The organism is Solibacillus isronensis (genome assembly GCF_023715405.1).
Taxonomy (GTDB): Bacteria; Bacillota; Bacilli; order Bacillales_A; family Planococcaceae; genus Solibacillus; species Solibacillus isronensis_B.
In genome coordinates, this window is record NZ_JAMBOC010000001.1 from 1345374 (window position 1) to 1365954 (window position 20581).

The 20581-nt window shown below is 36.8% G+C and carries 21 protein-coding genes; 6 read left to right on the forward strand and 15 right to left on the reverse strand.

Translation table 11 applies throughout. The features are described 5' to 3' along the window. Nucleotides 1-9: 9 nt before the first annotated feature. The gene (locus tag M3166_RS06915; RefSeq protein WP_251688641.1) at nucleotides 10-2226 is read right to left on the reverse strand and encodes an S-layer homology domain-containing protein; all 2217 of its coding nucleotides are present in this window, start codon (nucleotides 2224-2226) and stop codon (nucleotides 10-12) included. Between the two features lie 161 nt (nucleotides 2227-2387). On the opposite strand from M3166_RS06915, the gene M3166_RS06920 reads away from it, so the two are divergent. Next, the gene (locus tag M3166_RS06920; protein ID WP_008408460.1) at nucleotides 2388-2579 is read left to right on the forward strand and encodes a hypothetical protein; all 192 of its coding nucleotides are present in this window, start codon (nucleotides 2388-2390) and stop codon (nucleotides 2577-2579) included. Nucleotides 2580-2635: 56 nt separating this feature from the next. On the opposite strand, the gene M3166_RS06925 is transcribed toward M3166_RS06920, so the two are convergent. The 6 genes from M3166_RS06925 to M3166_RS06950 all read right to left on the reverse strand — a co-directional run bounded on the left by M3166_RS06925 (nucleotide 2636) and on the right by M3166_RS06950 (nucleotide 7742). Further along, on the reverse strand, nucleotides 2636-2893 hold the full coding sequence (locus M3166_RS06925) for a hypothetical protein (RefSeq protein WP_251688643.1): 258 nt from the start codon (nucleotides 2891-2893) through the stop codon (nucleotides 2636-2638). 104 nt (nucleotides 2894-2997) lie between these two features. Then, nucleotides 2998-3252, reverse strand: coding sequence for a thymidylate synthase (locus M3166_RS06930; RefSeq protein ID WP_251688645.1), 255 nt, complete (start codon nucleotides 3250-3252; stop codon nucleotides 2998-3000). A gap of 12 nt (nucleotides 3253-3264) precedes the next feature. Further along, complete coding sequence (locus tag M3166_RS06935; RefSeq protein ID WP_251688647.1) at nucleotides 3265-3795, reverse strand: tubby C-terminal domain-like protein; 531 nt, start codon at nucleotides 3793-3795, stop codon at nucleotides 3265-3267. Nucleotides 3796-3805: 10 nt separating this feature from the next. Beyond that, nucleotides 3806-5584 carry a glycerophosphoryl diester phosphodiesterase membrane domain-containing protein gene (locus tag M3166_RS19495; protein ID WP_251688649.1) on the reverse strand — a complete coding sequence of 593 codons (1779 nt, stop codon included), beginning with the start codon at nucleotides 5582-5584 and terminating at the stop codon, nucleotides 3806-3808. Between the two features lie 30 nt (nucleotides 5585-5614). Beyond that, nucleotides 5615-6265 carry a DsbA family oxidoreductase gene (locus M3166_RS06945; protein WP_251688652.1) on the reverse strand — a complete coding sequence of 217 codons (651 nt, stop codon included), beginning with the start codon at nucleotides 6263-6265 and terminating at the stop codon, nucleotides 5615-5617. A 115-nt stretch (nucleotides 6266-6380) separates the two neighbouring features. Then, complete coding sequence (locus M3166_RS06950) at nucleotides 6381-7742, reverse strand: aspartate kinase (protein ID WP_251688654.1); 1362 nt, start codon at nucleotides 7740-7742, stop codon at nucleotides 6381-6383. Between the two features lie 385 nt (nucleotides 7743-8127). Here M3166_RS06950 and M3166_RS06955 point away from each other — a divergent pair, with 385 nt between their 5' ends. Further along, nucleotides 8128-10302: a DNA topoisomerase III gene (locus tag M3166_RS06955; protein WP_251688656.1), complete on the forward strand. Its 2175-nt coding sequence runs from the start codon at nucleotides 8128-8130 to the stop codon at nucleotides 10300-10302. A 77-nt stretch (nucleotides 10303-10379) separates the two neighbouring features. Here the strand turns inward: M3166_RS06955 and M3166_RS06960 are convergent, their stop codons facing one another. The 5 genes from M3166_RS06960 to M3166_RS06980 all read right to left on the reverse strand — a co-directional run bounded on the left by M3166_RS06960 (nucleotide 10380) and on the right by M3166_RS06980 (nucleotide 12826). Then, on the reverse strand, nucleotides 10380-10736 hold the full coding sequence (locus M3166_RS06960; RefSeq protein WP_251688657.1) for a helix-turn-helix domain-containing protein: 357 nt from the start codon (nucleotides 10734-10736) through the stop codon (nucleotides 10380-10382). 71 nt (nucleotides 10737-10807) lie between these two features. Beyond that, nucleotides 10808-11170 (reverse strand): hypothetical protein, encoded by a 363-nt coding sequence (locus tag M3166_RS06965; RefSeq protein WP_251688659.1) that lies wholly within the window; start codon nucleotides 11168-11170, stop codon nucleotides 10808-10810. A gap of 34 nt (nucleotides 11171-11204) precedes the next feature. After that, on the reverse strand, nucleotides 11205-11729 hold the full coding sequence (locus tag M3166_RS06970; RefSeq protein ID WP_251688660.1) for an AAA family ATPase: 525 nt from the start codon (nucleotides 11727-11729) through the stop codon (nucleotides 11205-11207). Nucleotides 11730-11767: 38 nt separating this feature from the next. After that, on the reverse strand, nucleotides 11768-12463 hold the full coding sequence (locus M3166_RS06975; RefSeq protein WP_251690027.1) for a Type 1 glutamine amidotransferase-like domain-containing protein: 696 nt from the start codon (nucleotides 12461-12463) through the stop codon (nucleotides 11768-11770). An 84-nt stretch (nucleotides 12464-12547) separates the two neighbouring features. After that, nucleotides 12548-12826: a hypothetical protein gene (locus tag M3166_RS06980; RefSeq protein WP_251688662.1), complete on the reverse strand. Its 279-nt coding sequence runs from the start codon at nucleotides 12824-12826 to the stop codon at nucleotides 12548-12550. 285 nt (nucleotides 12827-13111) lie between these two features. Here M3166_RS06980 and M3166_RS06985 point away from each other — a divergent pair, with 285 nt between their 5' ends. Beyond that, the gene (locus tag M3166_RS06985) at nucleotides 13112-13504 is read left to right on the forward strand and encodes a glucosamine 6-phosphate synthetase (protein ID WP_251688664.1); all 393 of its coding nucleotides are present in this window, start codon (nucleotides 13112-13114) and stop codon (nucleotides 13502-13504) included. A 53-nt stretch (nucleotides 13505-13557) separates the two neighbouring features. On the opposite strand, the gene M3166_RS06990 is transcribed toward M3166_RS06985, so the two are convergent. Further along, nucleotides 13558-14034, reverse strand: a complete 477-nt coding sequence (locus M3166_RS06990) for a sigma-70 family RNA polymerase sigma factor (RefSeq protein WP_251688666.1) — start codon at nucleotides 14032-14034, stop codon at nucleotides 13558-13560. Between the two features lie 677 nt (nucleotides 14035-14711). Between M3166_RS06990 and proB the strand changes: the two genes are divergently transcribed. The 3 genes from proB to M3166_RS07005 all read left to right on the forward strand — a co-directional run bounded on the left by proB (nucleotide 14712) and on the right by M3166_RS07005 (nucleotide 18058). After that, nucleotides 14712-15794 (forward strand): glutamate 5-kinase, encoded by a 1083-nt coding sequence (gene proB / locus M3166_RS06995; protein WP_251688668.1) that lies wholly within the window; start codon nucleotides 14712-14714, stop codon nucleotides 15792-15794. 14 nt (nucleotides 15795-15808) lie between these two features. After that, on the forward strand, nucleotides 15809-17074 hold the full coding sequence (locus tag M3166_RS07000; protein WP_251688670.1) for a glutamate-5-semialdehyde dehydrogenase: 1266 nt from the start codon (nucleotides 15809-15811) through the stop codon (nucleotides 17072-17074). Between the two features lie 90 nt (nucleotides 17075-17164). Beyond that, nucleotides 17165-18058, forward strand: coding sequence for a DMT family transporter (locus tag M3166_RS07005; RefSeq protein ID WP_251688672.1), 894 nt, complete (start codon nucleotides 17165-17167; stop codon nucleotides 18056-18058). A 72-nt stretch (nucleotides 18059-18130) separates the two neighbouring features. On the opposite strand, the gene M3166_RS07010 is transcribed toward M3166_RS07005, so the two are convergent. Together M3166_RS07010 and M3166_RS07015 are read right to left on the reverse strand one after the other, a co-directional pair. After that, nucleotides 18131-19324: an aldehyde dehydrogenase gene (locus M3166_RS07010; RefSeq protein WP_251688674.1), complete on the reverse strand. Its 1194-nt coding sequence runs from the start codon at nucleotides 19322-19324 to the stop codon at nucleotides 18131-18133. A 130-nt stretch (nucleotides 19325-19454) separates the two neighbouring features. Then, nucleotides 19455-20576, reverse strand: coding sequence for a virulence factor (locus M3166_RS07015; RefSeq protein WP_251688676.1), 1122 nt, complete (start codon nucleotides 20574-20576; stop codon nucleotides 19455-19457). Nucleotides 20577-20581: the final 5 nt, after the last annotated feature.

The following is a 20581-nucleotide window of genomic DNA, read 5'->3' on the forward strand; positions in this document are numbered from 1 at the left end:
TAATAGAGCCTAGTAGTAATACGAACCACTATTTCGCTTTTCTGCAATTACGTAAGCAAGCTCAATAACAGATTTAGCCAGCTGTGCATATGTTACTTCCTTTTTCGGCTGGAACATCGATTGTTCCGCACCTTGAAGTCCTAACACATGGGAAATCGCCACATATCCGATTTTTTTAGGATCGACATCAGCCGCATCTTTAATCGTTAACTGATAAATATCCCGATGCTTTGCTGCTTGTTCAAGTCCAAGTGCACGGATGTACCAAACGGCTAATTGCTCATTTGTTACTTTTTGGTCGATGTTCAATTCGTCTTCCAACGGATTTAAAATGCCTAAACGTGTTGCTGTTTCCACTACATTATAGTATGGGTGATCCGGATTGATATCATCGAACGACACTGGTGGCTGCTCCTGGCGATATGCATAATAATCCTCATAGAAATAAGTGATGGATTTTATAATTGTTTGAAGCGCCTGCCCTTGTGAAATGGCCGTATCCGCATTGAAAGTTTTCGGATCCTTCACTTCAATTGCACCTGCCTGGATTAAATAGTTCAGTTCCTTTTCGGCAGTCGGATGAGTAACTTTCGCTTTTTCAGTTTGTGCATATGGGCTGATAATCTCGCCACTGTTGGCATCAATCTGGTAGTACTCTTGTCCATTAACCGTCGGCACATAAACAAGCTCGTATTTCCCATCTTCATTTTGCAGTCTGTGGTAAACAAGCTTAACATCCAATGCATCAGCAAACAGTTTCTTCGCTTCTTCGCTTGAAACTGATGCAGCAGCATCTGGCCATTCCTCAATATCTAATGGATAGCGGTAGAATGATTTTAATTTCCCTTCATCATCAATTGTTACCGATAGACTGTCCCCATTTACAATCAGTCCATTTTTAATTCGAGGGAAATTCACATAGTGCACTTTCGATTCTTTATCATAAACCGGATCTGTATTTGCCTTTGCATATTCATGTACGGATGTAGGAGCAAGTTCCTTCACATATTTTTCCGCTGCTGCTAGGACTTTATCTTTATCCAGCCTTGGTACTGTGTTTTCCGTTTCATCATCTTCAAACGGCATTGGGCTATAGAAGTCAGAGTATGAAATGAGTTCCCCTGTATTTTTATTGAATTCAATCGATGAACCGAATGAACCGTTTCGGTAACGGTATGAATAAGAAACACTGATTACGGCTTGGTCATTCATTTCATGTTCATAAGCATGGTCGATTGTGAATTTAGTTGTGTTCCCCTGGCTTTCTACTAACTGTTTTGCAATTCCCTTAGCGTCGTCAATTGTAATTGGCGATGGTGCTTTTAATTGTTTAGGAGCAAGCGGTTGTAATGCAACCTTGCCATTTAAAGAGTCCACCTTGCCCGTAGCTGTTGCCCATTTATTCGATGTTGCATGCAATCCAATTACATTTGGCGCTGGCAAGTAAACAAGTTTTACAGAAGGTTTTGAAGATGTTAGTGAATAATCAAGCGAGTACTGCAATGTCAGATTTAACTGATCTTTCATTTTTTCAAGCGCATTTTCTTTTGTCACAACATTTGTCGCCTCTTCAAACGACATGCGTTTTTGATCCGGGCTCATTTGTGTGAAATACTGGATTTTGCCGTCGCCAAGTACACTCACTACAATTGATTGATCCTGGATAGGAATATTTTTTTCAGTTGAAGTGAAGCTGTAGTTATACGTGATTGGTTCCGTAATTAAGCGGCTGAAATAACTAGGTGTTTCAGTTGATATCACGTAATTGGATGACGAGGCCACCTTTTTAACGAAATCTTCCGCAATTTTACGTCCTTGTTCTTCTGTTATTTTACCTGGGAATAAAGCATCCTTCACACTTGCAGGACTGAAATATAAATACTCTATTTCAAGATTGTCCGACCTGAATGAAACACTGCCGCTTTCCATTTGTTTATTAACTTTTTTCTGGAATGTTAACTCGTAGCGCGTCGTCAAATCATCGGCATAATGATAACTCATTGATGTCATTTGGAAATCACTGTTGGAATATCCAGCAAACATATCTGGTAATTTCGTTTTTAAAACTTGGATCAGTTGTTCTTTTGTTACACTCTCATCTGTCATCGCTACATAGATGGGTACCCTTTCTTCTTTAGGGTTCACAGATGCCTCTGCAAGAGCAGGACTGGCAAGCAATCCTAGTGAAACAATCGACATGCCTAAAGCGGTTGTCCATTTTTTCATAATAAATTCCTCCTTTTATGTTCTCTTTATTATACGCCTAATTATTGGCAATAGTTTCAATATATTGTTTATTTAATAAAATTATTCCTTTTTACCCAATAATCGATGGAGAGATTGTGTTCAAAAGTGAGTCATGATAGAATCTTTCAGAGGTGAAGTTCGTGAATATTGTAACAGCAGGAATGCTTGTATCATTTTCCGGCATTATAGTCGTTTGTTTAGGTTTGTTTGGCATCCTACCTAACACTAACCAAACATTGAATTATGTATTTATCGGCATCGGATGGGTGTTCATTCTAATTGGTATCGTCATCCGTATTATCGGTATGAAACTTGAACGGAAAAATAAATAGGAAATCCCGAGTACCACTTTATGTACTCGGGATTTTTCCATTTGCATATTCATTATTTAAATAAGTTCCTCTTCAAGCAAATAATATTTTGATCCGTATATTTCCACTTCATAGGTAATGATTCCAGCTGTACTTATATGAATATTTGTAATTTCCCCTACTTTATTGATAATATGGGCTTCATAAAATTTGCGATAATGATAAGTTTCACTATCCAGTTGTTCATCGATTAAGATTACCTTCACAGTATCCATCAATTGAAACTTCGGCTGATGCTGTTCAAACTCCAGATTAAATAAATTTAGCTGCCGCAAAAAAATTCACCTGCCAACATGTATTCAACAATTACATTCGACAAGTGAATTTAATTTCCTTTATTTAGGTGAAATGTATATAAAATTGATGCAAATCAGCTACATTAATCCTGCATTTTTGGTAATGGCAAAATCGTTTCATTATTTTTCTGCTCTGGCTTTAAATAAATGACAAGTTCTTGCTGGTATGTACCATTTTCCAGTAAATAATGATCTAATGTGTGGCTGTCATACTGATAACCGCCAAATGGGAACGAAACACTTTCGCCTTTTACAGCAGCGAGCAGTCCCGCAACATCATTACTGACCATTTGCAATACTTCTTCAGCCGTTTCTGTTAATACAAATACAACATTCATCTTTTTACTCTCCTATACCCCTATAAATAGTGTCGCCTGCGCAATGGCAATGTAAAACGCCGGGTCCTGTACCGGTGCTTCATCCCAAACAACCAGCTTAACTGAAAACATATCCGATTGTTCATTATAAACAGCAAGCCACCTTGCGATAACCTCGTCATTTATAATAAAGTTGGACCAGTCTTCCATTTCTTTATCAATTTTCATTTTAAATTTATCGCTTGAAATAAAAAGTTCGGGAACGCCAATACGCCAGTTTTCATAATTAATGATATATTTTTCGTTTAGAACAAAATCTTTCCCTTCAAACCACACTTTTCCGCGTCTGAAAATCTTCTTCACCTCGAACAATGATTGTCCATCATTACGAAGCACCGCGTATTTCAAAAAATAGCGATGATCGAAATAGCCGTCCAGCAGTTTTTTCAAACCGCTATCATAAATACGCTGAACTTTCAGGATTTGCTCCCCCGCTTCATTATAAACATGCTGCTGTTCCGTAGATTTAATATCCCCTAATACTTCGTACGTATAAGTCTGCATTGATTTCCCCTTAATAAATAATCTTAATTTTATTGAGTATCCGTTGTAAAAAATTTTGCTTTTCATCAAATTTTTCACGTTTAGCTAGTGCCTCATCCGGATGGTCGGTAATGACGCCATTTACATTTTTCTCATAAAATTTCTGCATATCCGACTCATCATTAATCGTCCATACAAACAACTCCATACCGCGCTCTTCAACCTGCTTTTGAATATTTTTCGTTGCAAAGGACTGTTCTACCGAAATAAAGTCGGCATTTGATTCCGGTAACTTACCGTATGCGATAGAGTATATATGACCGGTATGAATCCGGGGTTCCAGTTCTTCCAGCAGTTCCATTGTCGGTAAATCCGGTGATTGAACATAATGATAATCCAAGGCATCATATTCATCAAGCTGATCAACAAAGCGCTGCAGAAAGTCTTCTGTTTCAAAACCATGTGTTTTCAGCTCAATAAGCAATTTTATATTTAAATCACGACTCATTTCAAGCACTTCCTCAAATGAAGCAATCGTGTCGCTAAACCCATCCGCCAAAACAGTTGTTGTGACTAATTCATTCAGCGTTAAATCATAGACAATATCGTCTTCACCTGTCAAACGTGATAAAGATTTATCATGATAAACAACGAACTCCCCATCCTTCGTTTGCTGAATATCGATTTCCACTAAATCCGCTTCTGCTTCTTTTGCCGCCTCAATCGCATTCAATGTGTTTTCCACACCACCATCCATAAAACCTCGATGGGCAACGATATTTGTATCAGGTTCGTAAATCGTTTTTTCCAAATTGATCAAATTAAAACCGCTCACAAGGAAAAACGCGAATACAACAATTATAAAGGTCCATTGACGAATCGTTTGTCTAAATGGTTCTTCCTGAACAATTAACGGTTTATGGCGTGTTAACTGAAATGCTACCATAACGATTAACTGAGTAAAGAAAACTTGCAATATTGTAAAAAACAGGATGATGATCCCCTGTGCGAGTGTTAATGTAAAGCTTGCGGTAACAAGTCCCCAGCTCGGTTTAAAACTTTCAATGATAAATAGCGGTGTCAATATTATGAATAACGCGAACAATAAAAGCGTTAAATTGACGATAACAATAAGCCCTATCATACCGACTGTCTCAAATAATTTTCTTTTCGAAAACTGCCAGCTCATTTTTAATGCTTTAAATATTGTAACCTCTTGGTAAACCGTAAAAAATGGCCATGTAAAAATAAAGCGTAAGCTTATAAAACTCAATATAATTATTAGCACAACATATAAAATCGTGCCATTACGAGAGTTCAAAAGTTCATCTATAATAAAGCTTGGTATATTTATATTTTGAATCAATGAAACTGGTAATAATGATGAAATAAGCGGGATTAATAATAGTAGGTATACAACAATCAGTAAGGTCTGCAAACTGATAAAATAGACAACCTTCTGATTTAATCGTTTTAAGAGCTCTTTCCATGTGTATGGAATCGCACGCTGCTGATAGTATGCCAGTAGAATTAAAAATCCTAATTCATAATAGATGAATAGAATTCCAATAAAAAAAATGATCCCTATCCCAAATAACGCAAACGGATGTGTCAGTAAATAAAGGATACTGTCTTGCGTAATTACCTGCACCCCTGTGATATCCATGACAATCGCTGTTATCAGCCAGATGAGCGGCAGTAGAATAAAAGCCTGCACAATCCGTAATATCGCAAACGTCCGTATATAATCGACTCGATAATAATATAGATTTCTGAAAATTAGTTTAATAACTCGTTTAATTCTGTCCACAAGACTTCCTCCGACTATTAAATTCTATCTCTATTTTTGGTTTTTCTTTATATATTCCTTCGTTTGAAGCAATGTATTTGTAAATACTTCTATTGGCTCCACCCCTCTGATTCCGTAATGGTCTTCAAAGACGAAGAAAGGAACACTTGATATTTGCAGCTGCTGTGCCTCATATCGATCCAGCATTAGCTCTTGAGTGAATTGTCCTTCCCTTATTATTTTTTGTGCCATGTTTCGGTCGATGCCAATCTGTTCGCAAATGGCCAACAGTGCCGCGCTGTCATTTAAATTAAGACCTTCCGAAAATAAATGTTCCATCACAATATCTACAAATTCCAGTTCTTTTTCATAAAGTTTTGCGAGCTTAGATAAACGATGGGCATTTTTTGTATTGGCCAGCACTACCTTATCAAAGTTGAATAAGACTCCTGCATCCTGTGCATGCATCTCCAACGCTTCCATAAATTCTTCCGTTTTACGGAGATCATTGTTTTTCTTTTTAAAGATTGTGTCGACATAAGGTATTGTTTCCGTCTTTGAAGCAGTAGGATTTAGTTCGAACGCCCTGTAAACGACTTCCGTTTCCTCACCTAAATTTAACTGCTTAATTGCTTGGAATAATTTCGTTTTTGCGATATAACAAAACGGACAAGCAAAATCGGAAAAAATTTCTATTTTCATATTCTCTCCCCCTAATAATTATGTATTTATCCCTCTATTCTATGGCTTTTTTTATACAATACCCAAAAATTCAAAGAAAAAAGCCGAACCCAACATGGATTCGACTAAATATTATCTAAAATGAAGTAATTGCTGCAAAAAATTCTTCATAAAGTCCCTTTAAAATTTGATCTTCAAATTCCGAACGAACGCCAAACACAAGACTAACTTCCGAAGAACCTTGATTAATCATTTCAATATTCGCACCTGTTGCAGAAATAGCAGTTGCAGCACGTGCTGCCAAGCCTGTATTATGGCGCATGCCTTCCCCGACAATGACAATCATTGAAAAGTTATGGCTGAATTGAACATCATCTGCACATAGTTCATTTTTAACGCGTTTTACAATACGCTCTTCAATTTCAGTTGTCAGCTGGCTTGAACGCATAATAACTGAAATATCATCTAAACCAGATGGTGTATGCTCATAAGAAATGTTTTCTTCTTCAATAATTTGAAGAAGCTTGCGGCCAAAGCCAACTTCTCGATTCATTAAATATTTTGATACATATAGAATTGAAAAACCACTGTCTGCTGAAATCCCTGTAACCGGGCGATTTGTTGCCGGACGAGTTGGTAAAATTAACGTCCCGGATGCAGATGGGTTATTTGTGTTTTTAATATTGACCGGAATACCTTGTTTATAGACCGGCATTAGTGCTTCATCATGGAATACGGAAAAACCTGCATACGATAATTCACGCATTTCGCGATACGTAATTTCCTTAATATCAACTGGATCATTTACGACTTTAGGATTAGCAGCGAAAACGCAGTCTACATCCGTAAAGTTTTCATAAAGCTTTGCCCCAACGGCAGATGCTAAAATTGAACCTGTAATATCCGATCCACCACGGTCAAATGTACGTAATACGCCTGCTTTTGTATAACCGAAGAATCCAGGGAAAATAATAATCTCCTCTGTATTTTTCAATACACTTAAGTTTTCGTATGCTTCTGGAAGTGCATACGTACGTTCCGGGAAGTCATTTAAAATTAACTTATCTTTTGGACTTACATATTTTGCCGGCATACCAATTGCATTAAAATAACACGCAATTAGTTTTGCGTTGTTATCCTCACCGCTTGCTTTTATATTATCTAAGAATAAGTCTTTGTCTGACCAATTTTCTGTCACACGCCCGCGTATATCCTGTTCAATAATATCTGAAATTGTATTGTCTAAACCAAGATCTTCAGCGATATTACGGTAACGATTTACTACAGCCTTAATTTTTGATTCAACATCACCCTTATTAATCACGGTGTTTGCTAAATCTATTAATAAATCCGTAACTTTAATATCATCACCTGAACGCTTACCAGGCGCAGAAACAGCGACAATCTTTCTTTCAGGATTAGACTTCACAATGCTTGCTACTTTTTTGATTTGTTCTGCACTCGCGACAGATGTGCCGCCAAATTTACATACTATCATCTCATCATATCCTTACTCTCAAAATTGATATTTGTACTCACCGAAAAAACATTTGACTTTACACAGTGTACAAATTTATCCTATTTCAGTCAAGACTATTCAGTAAATTCATTAATCTATTTAGTCAAAATACGAATAATTCGTCATTTTGTCAATATATTATATGAGATTTTTATAAAAAATGATATTTATTTGTTCAATTTTAGAGCATCTTTACAATAAAAAAATAATTATATCCTGTTAGGCAAATGAAGTGACCAAATAGTTAAACAACCTTCACTACAATCCATAGTAATGAATAAATGTTTGTTCCCCCATTCGACTGTAAATTAATCTATAATTACTACAATAGGAGTTGTAATTATTATTGGTAGGAGAAGGATATATGAAAATAGTAATTGCAGAAAAACCAGATCAGGCAGCAAAATTGGCTGCCCCATTTTCATTCACTAAAAAGGCTGGTTATTTTGAAGTTAAGCAAAACACTTACTTTCCAGAAGGTGCTCTCATTACATGGGCGATCGGTCACCTCTGTGAATTGAAGGCCCCGGAAGAATACAACGCTTCCTGGAAGAAATGGACGTTGGAAACATTGCCGATCATCCCAGACCGTTTCGAATATAAAGTTACTAAAACAAAATATAAGCAATTCAATATTATAAAAACACTCGTGAAAAGACCGGACATTCGGGAAATTATTATTGGCGGGGATGCGGGGCGCGAAGGCGAGCTTATAATACGTACGATTTTAAAAGTATGCGGTGTGAATAAACCGATGAAACGATTATGGATATCCTCTTTAACGGAAAATGCGGTAAAAAACGGATTTGCAAACTTATTGCCGGAAGAAAAAACTAAAAACATTTATTTTGAAGCATTAAGCCGCTCCTGTGCTGATTGGTTAATCGGTATTAATACATCCAGATTGTACACGGTGCTCCTTAAACGTAATGGAATAAAAGATGTTTTCTCCATTGGAAGAGTACAAACACCGACATTAGCGCTCATCGTAAAACGGGAACATGAAATTGCGAACTTTAAACCTGAACCGTTCTGGGAAGTGGAAGCGGAATTTAATTTTAACGGCAAAATACTAAAAGCGAAATGGCATAAAAATAGCGTGACAAGGCTTCTAGAGGAACGCCAGGCAATTGCTGCCGCCAATTTTTGCATCAATAAAAACATAGAAATTACGAACATCAAAAAGGAAACGAAGGAATATGCGCCACCTCTTTTGTTCAATCTGTCTGCCCTACAGGCAACAGCAAACAAAGCGTTTAAATTTTCACCACAAATGACGCTCGATATTTTACAGAAGCTTTATTTAAAAGGTGTCGTTTCCTATCCTAGATCAGATTCCCAATTTTTAACGAATGAGGAAGCAAAAACATTGCCGGCCATTCTCGGTCAGCTAGGTAAGTTAGATCAATATAAAAATCTGTTGCCTCCACCGACAACTTCACTTATGAACAATAAACGGTTCGTGAACGAAAAAAAGGTAACCGATCACCATGCCATTATTATTACTGAACAAGTTCCGAATATGGCAAAGCTCAGTGCCGAGGAAGCAAAAATTTATGATTTAGTTGCAAGGCAAGTCATTGCGGCACATTACAATAATGCCGTATTCTCCTATACAACGATTCACTCGCTTGTCGATAATCGTGCTGAGTTTATTTCTAAAGGGAAAGTATTGCTGGAGGAAGGTTGGCGCAAAGTCATTCATCATTCAAAAGATAGTGCTGACAAAGATGAACTGCTCCCCCTTCTTCAGGAAAATGAGCAAGGGACAGTTGTAAAAGCGAATGTAAAGAAAGGTGAAACCCAGCCGCCAAACCGCTATTCTGAAGGTAATTTAATTACTGTCATGAAAACAGCAGGCAAACATTTGGAAGATGCGGAACTGGAAAAGGTTTTATCGAAAACAGAAGGATTAGGTACGGAAGCGACACGCGCCGGAATTATCGGCACACTGAAAGACCGGAACTATATCGAAGTGAGGAAAAACCAAGTGTTTGCAACGACGAAAGGAATGCTGCTCATTGAAGCACTAGGTGAAAGCATTTTAACGTCCGCTTCAATGACAGCTAAATGGGAGCAGCGCCTTTCTGAAATTGGTGAAGGGAACGCTTCCCCACAAGTATTTATGGAACAGGTGAAAAAACTGACAGATAAGTTGATAGTTGATGCCGGCGAGCGGGAAAAAGAATGGGCATTCAATCAAAACGATGTGGAGAAAATCACCGAAAACAATCCATATACGAAAAAGTATAACAAAGTGAAAACTGTTGTCGGTAAATGCATCCTTTGTGATGGATCCATTGTCGACCACGGTACTTTTTACGGTTGTTCGAATTATAAGAAAGCCAGCTGTAAATTTTCGGTTTCCAAAAAAATACTCGGAAAAACAATTACGCAAACGAATCTGAAGAAATTATTGGCTTCCGGTGAAACAGACTTGATTAAAGGATTTAAAAAAGGCGGTAAAATCTTCAACGCCCACCTCATTTGGGATGAGAAGGAACGAAAGACAAGCTTCAAGTTTACAAATACAAAGTAATCAACTCCCTTTAAAAGATAACACCCCGAAAGTTAGCGTAGAACATTTAACTTTCGGGGTAATTTCTTATCTCTTAATCAATAATTTAACCTGTTATCATTCCTGTATTTTAACCACGCATCTATTTCTGTTTTAATAAATCTTTTCTGATTATCGAGCAAAAGGTACGGGATAAACTGATAAGTATCATAGCTGCTTAATCCCTCCCTTTGCCAATCATCATGCGAGATAATAATGTCAATGGATTGTTCGCTTATTTGAAGATATTCAGCAAGCTGAGTTATTGTCATTAAATCAGGTATAGAACTGGTGGCAATTTCTGTACCTTCATCAATATTAGTTGTGTTCGAAGCTGTATTATTTACTATAAAAGCAGCTATTATGATGGATAATCCCAACAGTACTATCCCAATTAAATATGTTGATTGTCTCAAATCAGTGCCTCCTACTTAAATACAATGTGAAAACGCTATTTTTCTACTTGATAAGGCATCTATTACAACTATCATTTTAAAGGTAATTGGATTGTTTCCGATTGAGTATCCCAATTAATAGTCGCTTTAAGCTCTGATCCTTCCGTTGCATTAGAACAGCCATAAGGCATAAAAAACATTCCATTTTCATCTAAAGAGATGGAGGCCCCTTCTTTATTGTCAACACTAAACTCCAATTGCTCTGGCATCGGATCATTACCTAGGTATTTTATATAGCCTTTAGTAGAATTGCAGCCATTATCATCTGTCACTGCATATTGAACTCTCCAATTTTCACTTTCACCAAAAAACACATAATCTTTTTGTATGCAGGCAGATAAAAGAGTAGCACTAAACAATATTAGTATTCCTATTTTCCAACTAACGAGTTTCAATACAACACCTCCACAGTCCAGATCTCAGTATGGCTTACTCCTTGATGAAACCAATCACTCGATCTATGTAACTCTCTATAGGTTCATTAGTATCTACAACAATATATGAACCTTCATTAGGTTTCTTACTATTTTCAATAGTGAATTTAAATGTTTCTTCTGAGCTGGCCGCTTCAATTTGACTAACCATTCTATTTCGATTTTTTAATCTATTATTAATTTCTTGAAAATCATTCAGATAACACTCAACGTATTTGTATGTGACATTATACTTTTTTGACAATCTTATGCCTCGATCCACCATTTCCTGATAAAGACAAGGACTATCTAAAACGACATTTTGTCCTTGTGATAAATGAAATTCCACTAATGACCAATCAACATTATAGGCAATTTTACCAACAAATTTTTTCTCTATTGAAATTTCTTCAAATGACGATAATAATGAAGATTTTACAATGTCATGATCTATTACGACTGCCCCTGTTCTCTTTGCAATATGTCGAGAAAGCGTGGACTTGCCGGTCCCCGGGAATCCGGACATTTGTATGAAAAACATGTTTAACAACTCACTTTTTTCGTAATTTTATTAAACTATTAAGTTCCCAAATATTCTGTTGGGAGTTTCCTTTCAATTATGCCCTTTTCCCAAAACACACTGTAGGCCTTAGCATCAGGTCTGGAACTTATAATTTTATGGATTTCATGCCCTTTATAATGGATCGCAACCCCATCATCAACAGCAATTCCTGATTGTATTTTTTTGGACTCAATCAGTTTATGATATGCAGGTCTTCTTTCCGTTTCTCCATCATAATGCGGACAGTTACTCCCCTTTAAGAATCCCAGGCAGGTTATTGGTTCAAGTCCATCCCCAAAGGAGTCTGTCACCCCCTGTTCAAACCAACAGATTGCCCCTGCGCTTAACCCAGCTAAAATAACCCCTTCCTCCCAAGCTTTTCTAAAAATAATGTCTAATCCCCAATCCTTCCACACAGCTAAAAGGTTTTTCGTGTTTCCCCCGCCAACATATAAAATGTCTTTCTCTAAAATGAAATTTTCCAAATCCCGTGTTGGCGGGCTAAATAGAGATAAATGTGATGGGTCGCAATTTTGTTGATTGAAAAAATTATAGAACCTGGATATGTATTGTTCAGAATCTCCACTAGCTGTAGGAAGAAAACAAATTTTCGGTTTTGCCGTATCCGCTTGATTTAAGATATAACGATCCAATAACGGGTTATCAGGTTCCATTGAAAAACCCCCACCGCCCATCGCAATTATTTGTTTCATTTTCATTTGTGTACTCCTTTCAGTTGTTTATATGTTTTATATATTGCCATTTGGTTTTCAGTTGCTACTCACCTCTTTCAAATTTTATATCATTAAAAATGCGACGATTAATCCTACAGGAATCATTAACCAAAGCAAAATATTGCTTAATATTATTTTTAAATAGGAAGAATTTTTTAGTTTATTTATAGAAACAGAATGACACATGATAAGTACACTAAAAATCCATAGCGGTATAATTAAAAAGAATTCGGGAGTTATTGAATCCGTCTCTCCTAATGCTCCTGCTGCAAAGAACCAGGAAATCAATAAAACAACAAATCCACTGATAATTACATTTCCTATTACAAGAGTTTTTTTCATTTCTCTCCTTCCTTTCATTGGAAATTTTAAACCACTTAATCATTAATATTCTATAATGTTCGTAATAATCCCTTTGGTTCCTAAACAATGATTAGGAGCAACGTTATGAAAAAGGTTACACCTTTGAAGATATGCTGCTTTGAAATATATGTTCAAACGTCATCTGAAACCATTAACAGCGCTGTTGACCAACTGTCTCCCTCTTTCGAGATAAATATTATCTCAATGTAGAAAATATTAACATTCCAATGTTATACTAATGATACAAAAAGGGGGATTTATTTAATGGTGAAAAGAAAGCGGACGATATTATGGATCATACCAATCGGGGTAATTGGTGTATTTTTTTACTTTTTCGGTCCACAAAAAGCCGTAACAGATAATGACTATATTACATATGTTCATGCTACACCCGTCATGGAAAATAGCGATACTACAATAGAAGAAGCCCTCAAAAACTATTGTGAAGAAAGCAGCTGGGAGTATTTCCAAACAAAAATGATGGAGCATGTTGTGGAATTTAAAGGGAAATGCAAAGTTGATAACAAAGTACAGCCTGTTAATTTACAGTATGTTGTTGAAAAAGGACAAAAAGATTACCGTATTGGGGCAATGCTTGTTAATGGCGAACAGCAATCCGAAGAGCAGCGAACAGAGTTTTTGAATATAATCCAATAAGATATTACAAAGTGGAAACTTCATAAGCTTCCACTTTTTTTATCCCAAAAAATCTATAATAACAAACCCCTTAACTTAGACAATAACCGTTGATGTCTTTTCTTTATTGTTTCATAGCTCAGCATATACTTGTCAGCAATCTCCTTTAACGAAAGCTCTTTTTCATACAAGGCGATCAACAGAAATTGCTCTTCTTTATTTAATTCCTCAAACCATTCGGGCCATTCTAAACTTGCTGTATCCAAAAAGTGTTGCTGCGAATTAACGATAATTACATCTTCTTCCACTGCTAGTTCATGCTCTGATACGTGATTTTCTTTGGTTAATGCTCGAATAATAGCATATTTTACGGTCATGTAAGCAAACATCGCAAAATCCCCTTTAGTATCATCAAATTTCTGCAATGCCTGCCATAGAGCAATCCTTCCTACTTGCATATATTCATCCAAATCTCGATAAATTTTCAGTTTATAGATGACCTTTTTTATTAATGTCTCATTTTCAAAAATAAGTTGTTCTACATCCTGCATTTCTACAAATCCTTTAAGCTGTGCACAACTGATTATTCCTAGGTACTACAAATTTAATAAATAGCTGAAAAAGAGACAAAGTACGGATTTATCATGAAAAATTAAATTTGAATAGTAAATAGTCGTAAAATTCACACTTTTATGCGGTAAATCGGTCCAAAAAGAAGATTTTCGCATAGTTTTCAAATAAATCAGACTTAATGATATTGACAAAAAATGAGCTATCATGCATGCTATTAGAAAATATAAAGGCATATTGAAGACGAGTACGCAGCAATTGGCTAAACAAGAGAGCACATTCCACAGGCTGAAAGGATGGCATAGCAAAACCTGCCGAACCTACTTCAACAGCTCCTACAAAAATAGGCGCAGACTCAGCGTTATGAGATGAAGTGGAATGCAAGTATTGGCATTCAATTTAGGTGGTACCACGGAAATAGCACATTTCGTCCTAATCAATAGGATTGAAATGTGCTTTTTTAATGTAATAAAGTGAAACTTCACTCAGTGGGGTGCTTTATCCCACTGAGTGTTAGTTGAACCAATCGGGCTTTTACGGGTAGTTGACCTTCCGCATAGAGGCGGAAGTCTTGTCTCTGCCGTGACGCTTTCGAGGCAGATAAATTACTACCCGTTTATGGTGTAATTTCAATATTTCTATTGAGGAGGATTTTTGGGTGGAAAGAAAACGTGTTGTAATAAAAATCGGAAGCAGTTCCTTAACAAATAATAAAGGGGAGCTTGATCATGAGAAATTTCATGACCATGTTGCTGCCATTGCTACATTGAAACAAGCTGGTCATGAAGTTATTTTAGTCTCTTCAGGCGCAGTAGCAGCAGGTTTCAGAAAGCTCGGCTACCCTTCTCGACCGATTACGCTAAAAGGAAAACAAGCGGCCGCTGCAGTTGGTCAAAGCATATTAATACAAGCGTATGCAGATGAATTTGCCACATATAATGAGACGTCCGCCCAAATCTTACTGACTCGCTCTGATTTTAACGATAAGCAACGTTACAGAAATGCTTATGAAACATTAACAGAGTTATTGGAACGTTCAATAATCCCCATTATAAATGAAAATGATACTGTATCTGTTGCTGAATTGACTTTTGGTGATAATGACATGCTTTCCGCTTTAGTAAGTGGTCTTGTTCATGCAGATCAGTTAATTATTTTAACGGATGTCAACGGGCTCTATACGGCAAATCCATTAACAAACACAGATGCAATTAGAATTGATCGAATAGAAAAAATCACAGAAGAGATGCTTCTATTTGCTACAGGATCAGGCTCAAAAGTCGGTACCGGGGGCATGCAGTCAAAGCTCGCCGCAGCCAATTATGCGATTAATACAGGTGTCGAAGTATTTATCGGCACAGGTTCCGGCCATACAAAACTGACTGAAATCCTTGAAAACAATGGTGACGGTACGTATTTTGAACGCAATGAAAAGTATGTTCCAACAAATAAACAGTGGGTCCAACTTTCAAAATCTTCCGGAAAGATTTTTATCGACGAGGGTGCAGTCCAAGCATTGCAGTATGGAGGAAAAAGTTTACTGCCAGCCGGTGTCTACGCCTATGAAGGACAATTTGAAAAAGGCGATGTTGTAGAAGTTTTTGACCGACATACATGTATCGGTCGTGGAGAAATTCTTTATTCTTCAGCTGAATTGGAGCATGCAATGGGTAAACGGACGACAGAACTCATGCATTACCCGATTGAAGTTATTCACCGTAATCAATGGGTCAAAATTTAGGGAGGTTATATTATATGACGAAAACAATTACAAATGAAGTTATTGAAAAAGGCAAGCGTACAAAGAAAGCAAGCTATATGACGAATATCAAATCTACAGAAGAAAAAAATAAAGCATTAAGAAGTATTGCACAACAACTTCTTGCCGATATGGACATATTACTGACGGAAAACAACAAAGATATTACTGATGGAAAAACAAACGGACTCGACCAAGCGACACTGGACCGCATTTTACTGAATGAGAACCGCATTCAAGCGATGAGTGATGCAATCATGCAACTAATTGAATTAGAGGATCCTGTCGGTGAAGTAGTCGAACAAATTACGAAAGAAAATGGCCTTCAAATTACTAAAAAGCGTGTACCATTAGGTGTAATTGGCATGATCTATGAAGCACGCCCGAATGTAACGATTGATGCAGCAACACTTGCAATTAAAACTGGTAATGCGGTACTTTTACGTGGCAGCTCATCTGCAAAATACTCAAATATTGCACTCGTTGCATCGATTCACCGCGCATTGGACGCTGTTGACTATCCAAAAGATTCCGTATTGCTCATCGAAGATACTAGCCGTGAAACAGCGAAATTTTTATTTACATTGACGGAATACTTGGATGTGCTAATTCCGCGCGGAGGAAAAAAACTGATTGATTTAGTCGTGCGTGAATCGACGGTTCCTGTACTCGAAACCGGTGCCGGGAATTGCCATATTTATTTGGACGAATTCGCTAATTTAGAGATGGCAAAATCAATTGTAAAAAATGCGAAAACACAGCGTTTATCTGTATGCAATGCAGCTGAGAGTTTATTACTTCATCAGGAATTTTTCAAAAATCATGGTACAGAATTTTTGCATTACTTACAGAATGAACTTGAAATAAAAATCTATGGCGATGAAAATGTGTGTACCGTCTTGCCAGAAGCAATCGTGGCAACAGAAGAGCATTATGCTGAAGAATTTTTGGCTCTGACACTAAGTGTTAAAGTAGTGGATGATGTATTCGAAGCGGTCCATCACATTAATCAGTTCGGAACTAATCATTCGGAAGCTATTATCACTGACAATCTGCAAAACGCTGAAATCTTTTTAAATTCGGTTGATGCGGCAGCTGTGTATCATAATGCATCCACACGCTTTACAGATGGCTTTGAATTCGGGTATGGTGCTGAAATCGGTATTTCAACTCAAAAGCTTCATGCTCGCGGTCCAATGGGTTTACCAGCATTAACATCTACGAAATACTATATACATGGCAACGGTCAGATTCGTGAATAGTATTCATCTTCCTTTTGCCTCTGCCGCTTTGCTTTCGAGGCAGAAAAATTACTACCCGATATTGCGGGATATAGAAAGCAGGTTCACCATATGAATGCACGCTCGATGCTTAAACTTACTCTTTCCATGGCTATTTTCGGCTCTATCGGTTTCTTTACTACGCAAACCGGCTTGCCTGCAGTAGAGCTCGTTTTTGTTCGTTGTATTTGTGCCACACTCTTTTTAGGCGGATTATGGTTCGTTACAGGCGGTCATAAAACTGAAGTTTGGAACAAAAGCGAAGTGATGAAAACGGTCATTTGCGGTGTATTTCTTGTCTTAAACTGGGTGTTTTTATTTAAAGCGTTCGAAGTAATGTCGATTTCTATCGCCATTTCAATTTATAATTTGGCACCGATTTTTGTATTAATATTAGGTTCGGTATTTTTGGCAGAAAAAATGGGAATACGCGCAATTTGTGCAACCGTTATTTGCTTTTTTGGTAGTATCCTCATTATCGGAATTGAAAGCTTTACAAGCGTTTCACAATTTATGAATTCTGGTTTTATTTGGGCATTACTTTCGGCCATTTGCTATGCACTGACAATGTTTACGAGTAAAACGATTCACGGTATGTCATCGTATGCTCTTACTTTTATTCAAACGATCGCTGGAATAATACTGTTGCTCCCGTTTTGCGATTTTGCAGCATTTGAAGGTTTAACAAATTCAAACTGGCTTTACATACTTGGTACAGGTTTAATTCATACAGGATTTGTCTACTACTTATTTTTTGACAGTGTTCGAGATCTTCCTACTGTCATCGTTTCGGTACTCGTATTTGTCGATCCCGTAGTAGCGATATTATTGGATGCTGTATTTCTATCATTCCGACCAAGTTTATTGCAAGTGCTCGGAATTGCCCTGATTTTCGGTAGTATTTTGTATACCGTTTTTGCTCCTGAACAAACCGTGAAGAAGCTAAAAACAAGTAGTTCACAATAAACTATATAAAAACGAAAAAAACTCTAACTAGGAGCGATTTAAATCCGCACACTATTTAGAGTTTATTTTTTTCTATTTAAACTGAGCCAGTTGTTTTGGTATCAGTATTTTATCTGCAAACCATATTTGCTGGAGTTTCGTTTTATCGCCCATATAAATTACGACAATTTCAATCTTTTTCAACTTTTTGTAATGCGTAACGGCTGATATCCAATCTTCTTCATTAGGAAAATCGTCAAATAGTAATTCATTGCAGATTAAATAGATTTTACCGCTATTGCTATGAGATAATTCTAACTTTAACATCGTAAAGGCATAATTGATAACGCCTTTATAATTAATCGGTTCCGTTTTAAGTCCAAATGATTTATCCAGCTCGAAGTAATGATTAAAATCTATCGACTCTTTATGTGTAATCATTTCCTGATCGATTGCTTTAATGAATGATAAAAAAACAAAATTGTGCTCATGTTGTTGTGAAAATTCCGAAACGGCCAATGCCAATCCATTTTGTAAAGTAAGGCTACGTTTCATCGATATATCTTTTTGAACACAAAATACATATGTACTGTTCGGATCGAGACCAACTTCTAAAAATTGTTCTGTCTGAAATTTGGATTTCCAAAACAAAACTTCGGAAAAGTGTCTTGATTCAATATAACTCATAAATTTTCTTAAATTATCATTGCTGATTGTCTCCCATATATTGTCACCGAAGAGCAATTCAACCGCTTTCGTTTCTTCTAATACTTCTTCTAAAATCCTGTCATAAATGGAATTGAATTTAAATAAATTCATATACCAATAGCTTTGTATTTTTAAATGGATTTCATGATAAATATCCTTAATATCTTGATTATCAGCATCCTTTTCATATTCAGTTTTTAATTTTTCGATTTTCAACGCTTTACGCATATCATAAAAATAATCTTTTTTAATTTTTTTCCATATGTATAGTGCTACAAAAAATTTTTTTACAGAGGAATTCGTTAAGTACTCAAAGTGCAATTTTTCTAAATTTCGAGCTGAGAAAAATTCCAATATGAAAATTCGCCATTCTTTCAGCCTAATATCTTCTTCTACAATTTCGCTTTCGTACTCTTCCCCAATTTCAAAAAGTGACCAAATATCATGAAAAAATAAATAAAAATCATCACTTTCTAATAGTATGGAGTCATTACAATGTTCGGAGTAAAGTAAATTTAACAGTGCCTCTTTACGCTCATCACTTAATGAGCTAGGATTTTTCAACAATAGCTCCTCCATTATGGACCCACCTTTCTTTTGTATATTCCTAAATATATACCATTTTATCAAATTATGCCATTCGATTAAAAAATAATGTTTAATTAAAATAAAAAAACTGCTAACGATTATTTACGTTAGCAGCTTAATTTTAAGCTTTACGGCTTTCTGTCATTTGTTTCCACACAGAACCTTTTGCTTCTTCCCCGCCTTCAATACGGGCAAGTGCCATTTTTGCTTGCAGCTTTACTTCGAATTCTTTATCTTCGCTCGCTGCTTTTAATGCGTCAATTGCTTGCTCCGTACCTACTTCATACAAGTACATAGCGGCACGCCAGCGGACAAGTTTATTTTTGTCACCTAATGCAGCGATCATCGCTGGCTCAAACTCAGGTAAGCCTAAATCACTCATACAGTCGCCCGCTGTACGGCGAACGGCTGCACTTTTATCATTCAATGCCTTCGTTAAAGCTGGTACAACCGCGATGTCTTCAATCATTCCTAAATAAACGGTTGCAAGACGTCGGATAGACATTTGCTCGTCTTCCAGCGCTTTTTCGAACAACGGTATATCCTTCACTTCCGGATCCGGTAATTGATCTAACAACTGGAAACGTTGCTGCCAATCTTCAACCTGCTCATATTGTTCCAATGTCACTTCTTTACGCTCTTGAGCTGCTGTGACAACTTGTTCATTTGCTGACTGAACAATTGTTTCAACACGATCTTGCGGATATAGTGCATCCACCTCTTTTAGCACTTCTTGTACAACTTGTTCTTTATCACCGTAGCGAACACCGAAATCGACCCATTTTCGTTCAAAAATATAGTTTTCGTCAGTCACACTGAATTGCAGTCGTTTGAAAGCTGTTGTGAAACGGTCTCCTGCGCTTATTCGCACTTCCCCTTCACCATCGAATGCTTTGATCTGCAATGGAATTGCTTTATACATTTGAACATGCACATTTACTTCCCCATAATGGTCATTCATCTCATATTCCGTGCTTTCAGTTGCCTCTCCGCCAATTGCGCGACGAATATCAGCTAAAATATTTTCCCATGCAAATTTTGCGTTACGTTCAATCGCCAGGAAGTTCGATACGTGATAAATGCCTTTTACACCTTCTACTCCAAAGATGGCTTGCAGCTCAGGCGATGCATCACCAATGTTGTCTTTCGTATAATTAAAACTTTTACCAAATGGTAAATCCTGATCAATAATTACTTTCATTGAATTTGGACTTGGTGTTGGTTCAATAGATAAAATTTTCATTGTTA

Coding starts and splice junctions, on each gene's coding strand:
- M3166_RS07015 (WP_251688676.1), bottom strand. CDS start 20,576: ATGAAAATTTTATCTATTGAACCAACACCAAGTCCAAATTCAATGAAA.
- M3166_RS06930 (WP_251688645.1), bottom strand. CDS start 3,252: ATGAATGTTGTATTTGTATTAACAGAAACGGCTGAAGAAGTATTGCAA.
- M3166_RS07005 (WP_251688672.1), top strand. CDS start 17,165: ATGAATGCACGCTCGATGCTTAAACTTACTCTTTCCATGGCTATTTTC.
- M3166_RS06915 (WP_251688641.1), bottom strand. CDS start 2,226: ATGAAAAAATGGACAACCGCTTTAGGCATGTCGATTGTTTCACTAGGA.
- M3166_RS06935 (WP_251688647.1), bottom strand. CDS start 3,795: ATGCAGACTTATACGTACGAAGTATTAGGGGATATTAAATCTACGGAA.
- M3166_RS06970 (WP_251688660.1), bottom strand. CDS start 11,729: ATGTTTTTCATACAAATGTCCGGATTCCCGGGGACCGGCAAGTCCACG.
- M3166_RS06955 (WP_251688656.1), top strand. CDS start 8,128: ATGAAAATAGTAATTGCAGAAAAACCAGATCAGGCAGCAAAATTGGCT.
- M3166_RS06945 (WP_251688652.1), bottom strand. CDS start 6,265: ATGAAAATAGAAATTTTTTCCGATTTTGCTTGTCCGTTTTGTTATATC.
- M3166_RS06975 (WP_251690027.1), bottom strand. CDS start 12,463: ATGAAACAAATAATTGCGATGGGCGGTGGGGGTTTTTCAATGGAACCT.
- M3166_RS07000 (WP_251688670.1), top strand. CDS start 15,809: ATGACGAAAACAATTACAAATGAAGTTATTGAAAAAGGCAAGCGTACA.
- M3166_RS06990 (WP_251688666.1), bottom strand. CDS start 14,034: ATGCAGGATGTAGAACAACTTATTTTTGAAAATGAGACATTAATAAAA.
- M3166_RS06980 (WP_251688662.1), bottom strand. CDS start 12,826: ATGAAAAAAACTCTTGTAATAGGAAATGTAATTATCAGTGGATTTGTT.
- M3166_RS06985 (WP_251688664.1), top strand. CDS start 13,112: ATGGTGAAAAGAAAGCGGACGATATTATGGATCATACCAATCGGGGTA.
- M3166_RS06950 (WP_251688654.1), bottom strand. CDS start 7,742: ATGATAGTATGTAAATTTGGCGGCACATCTGTCGCGAGTGCAGAACAA.
- M3166_RS07010 (WP_251688674.1), bottom strand. CDS start 19,324: ATGGAGGAGCTATTGTTGAAAAATCCTAGCTCATTAAGTGATGAGCGT.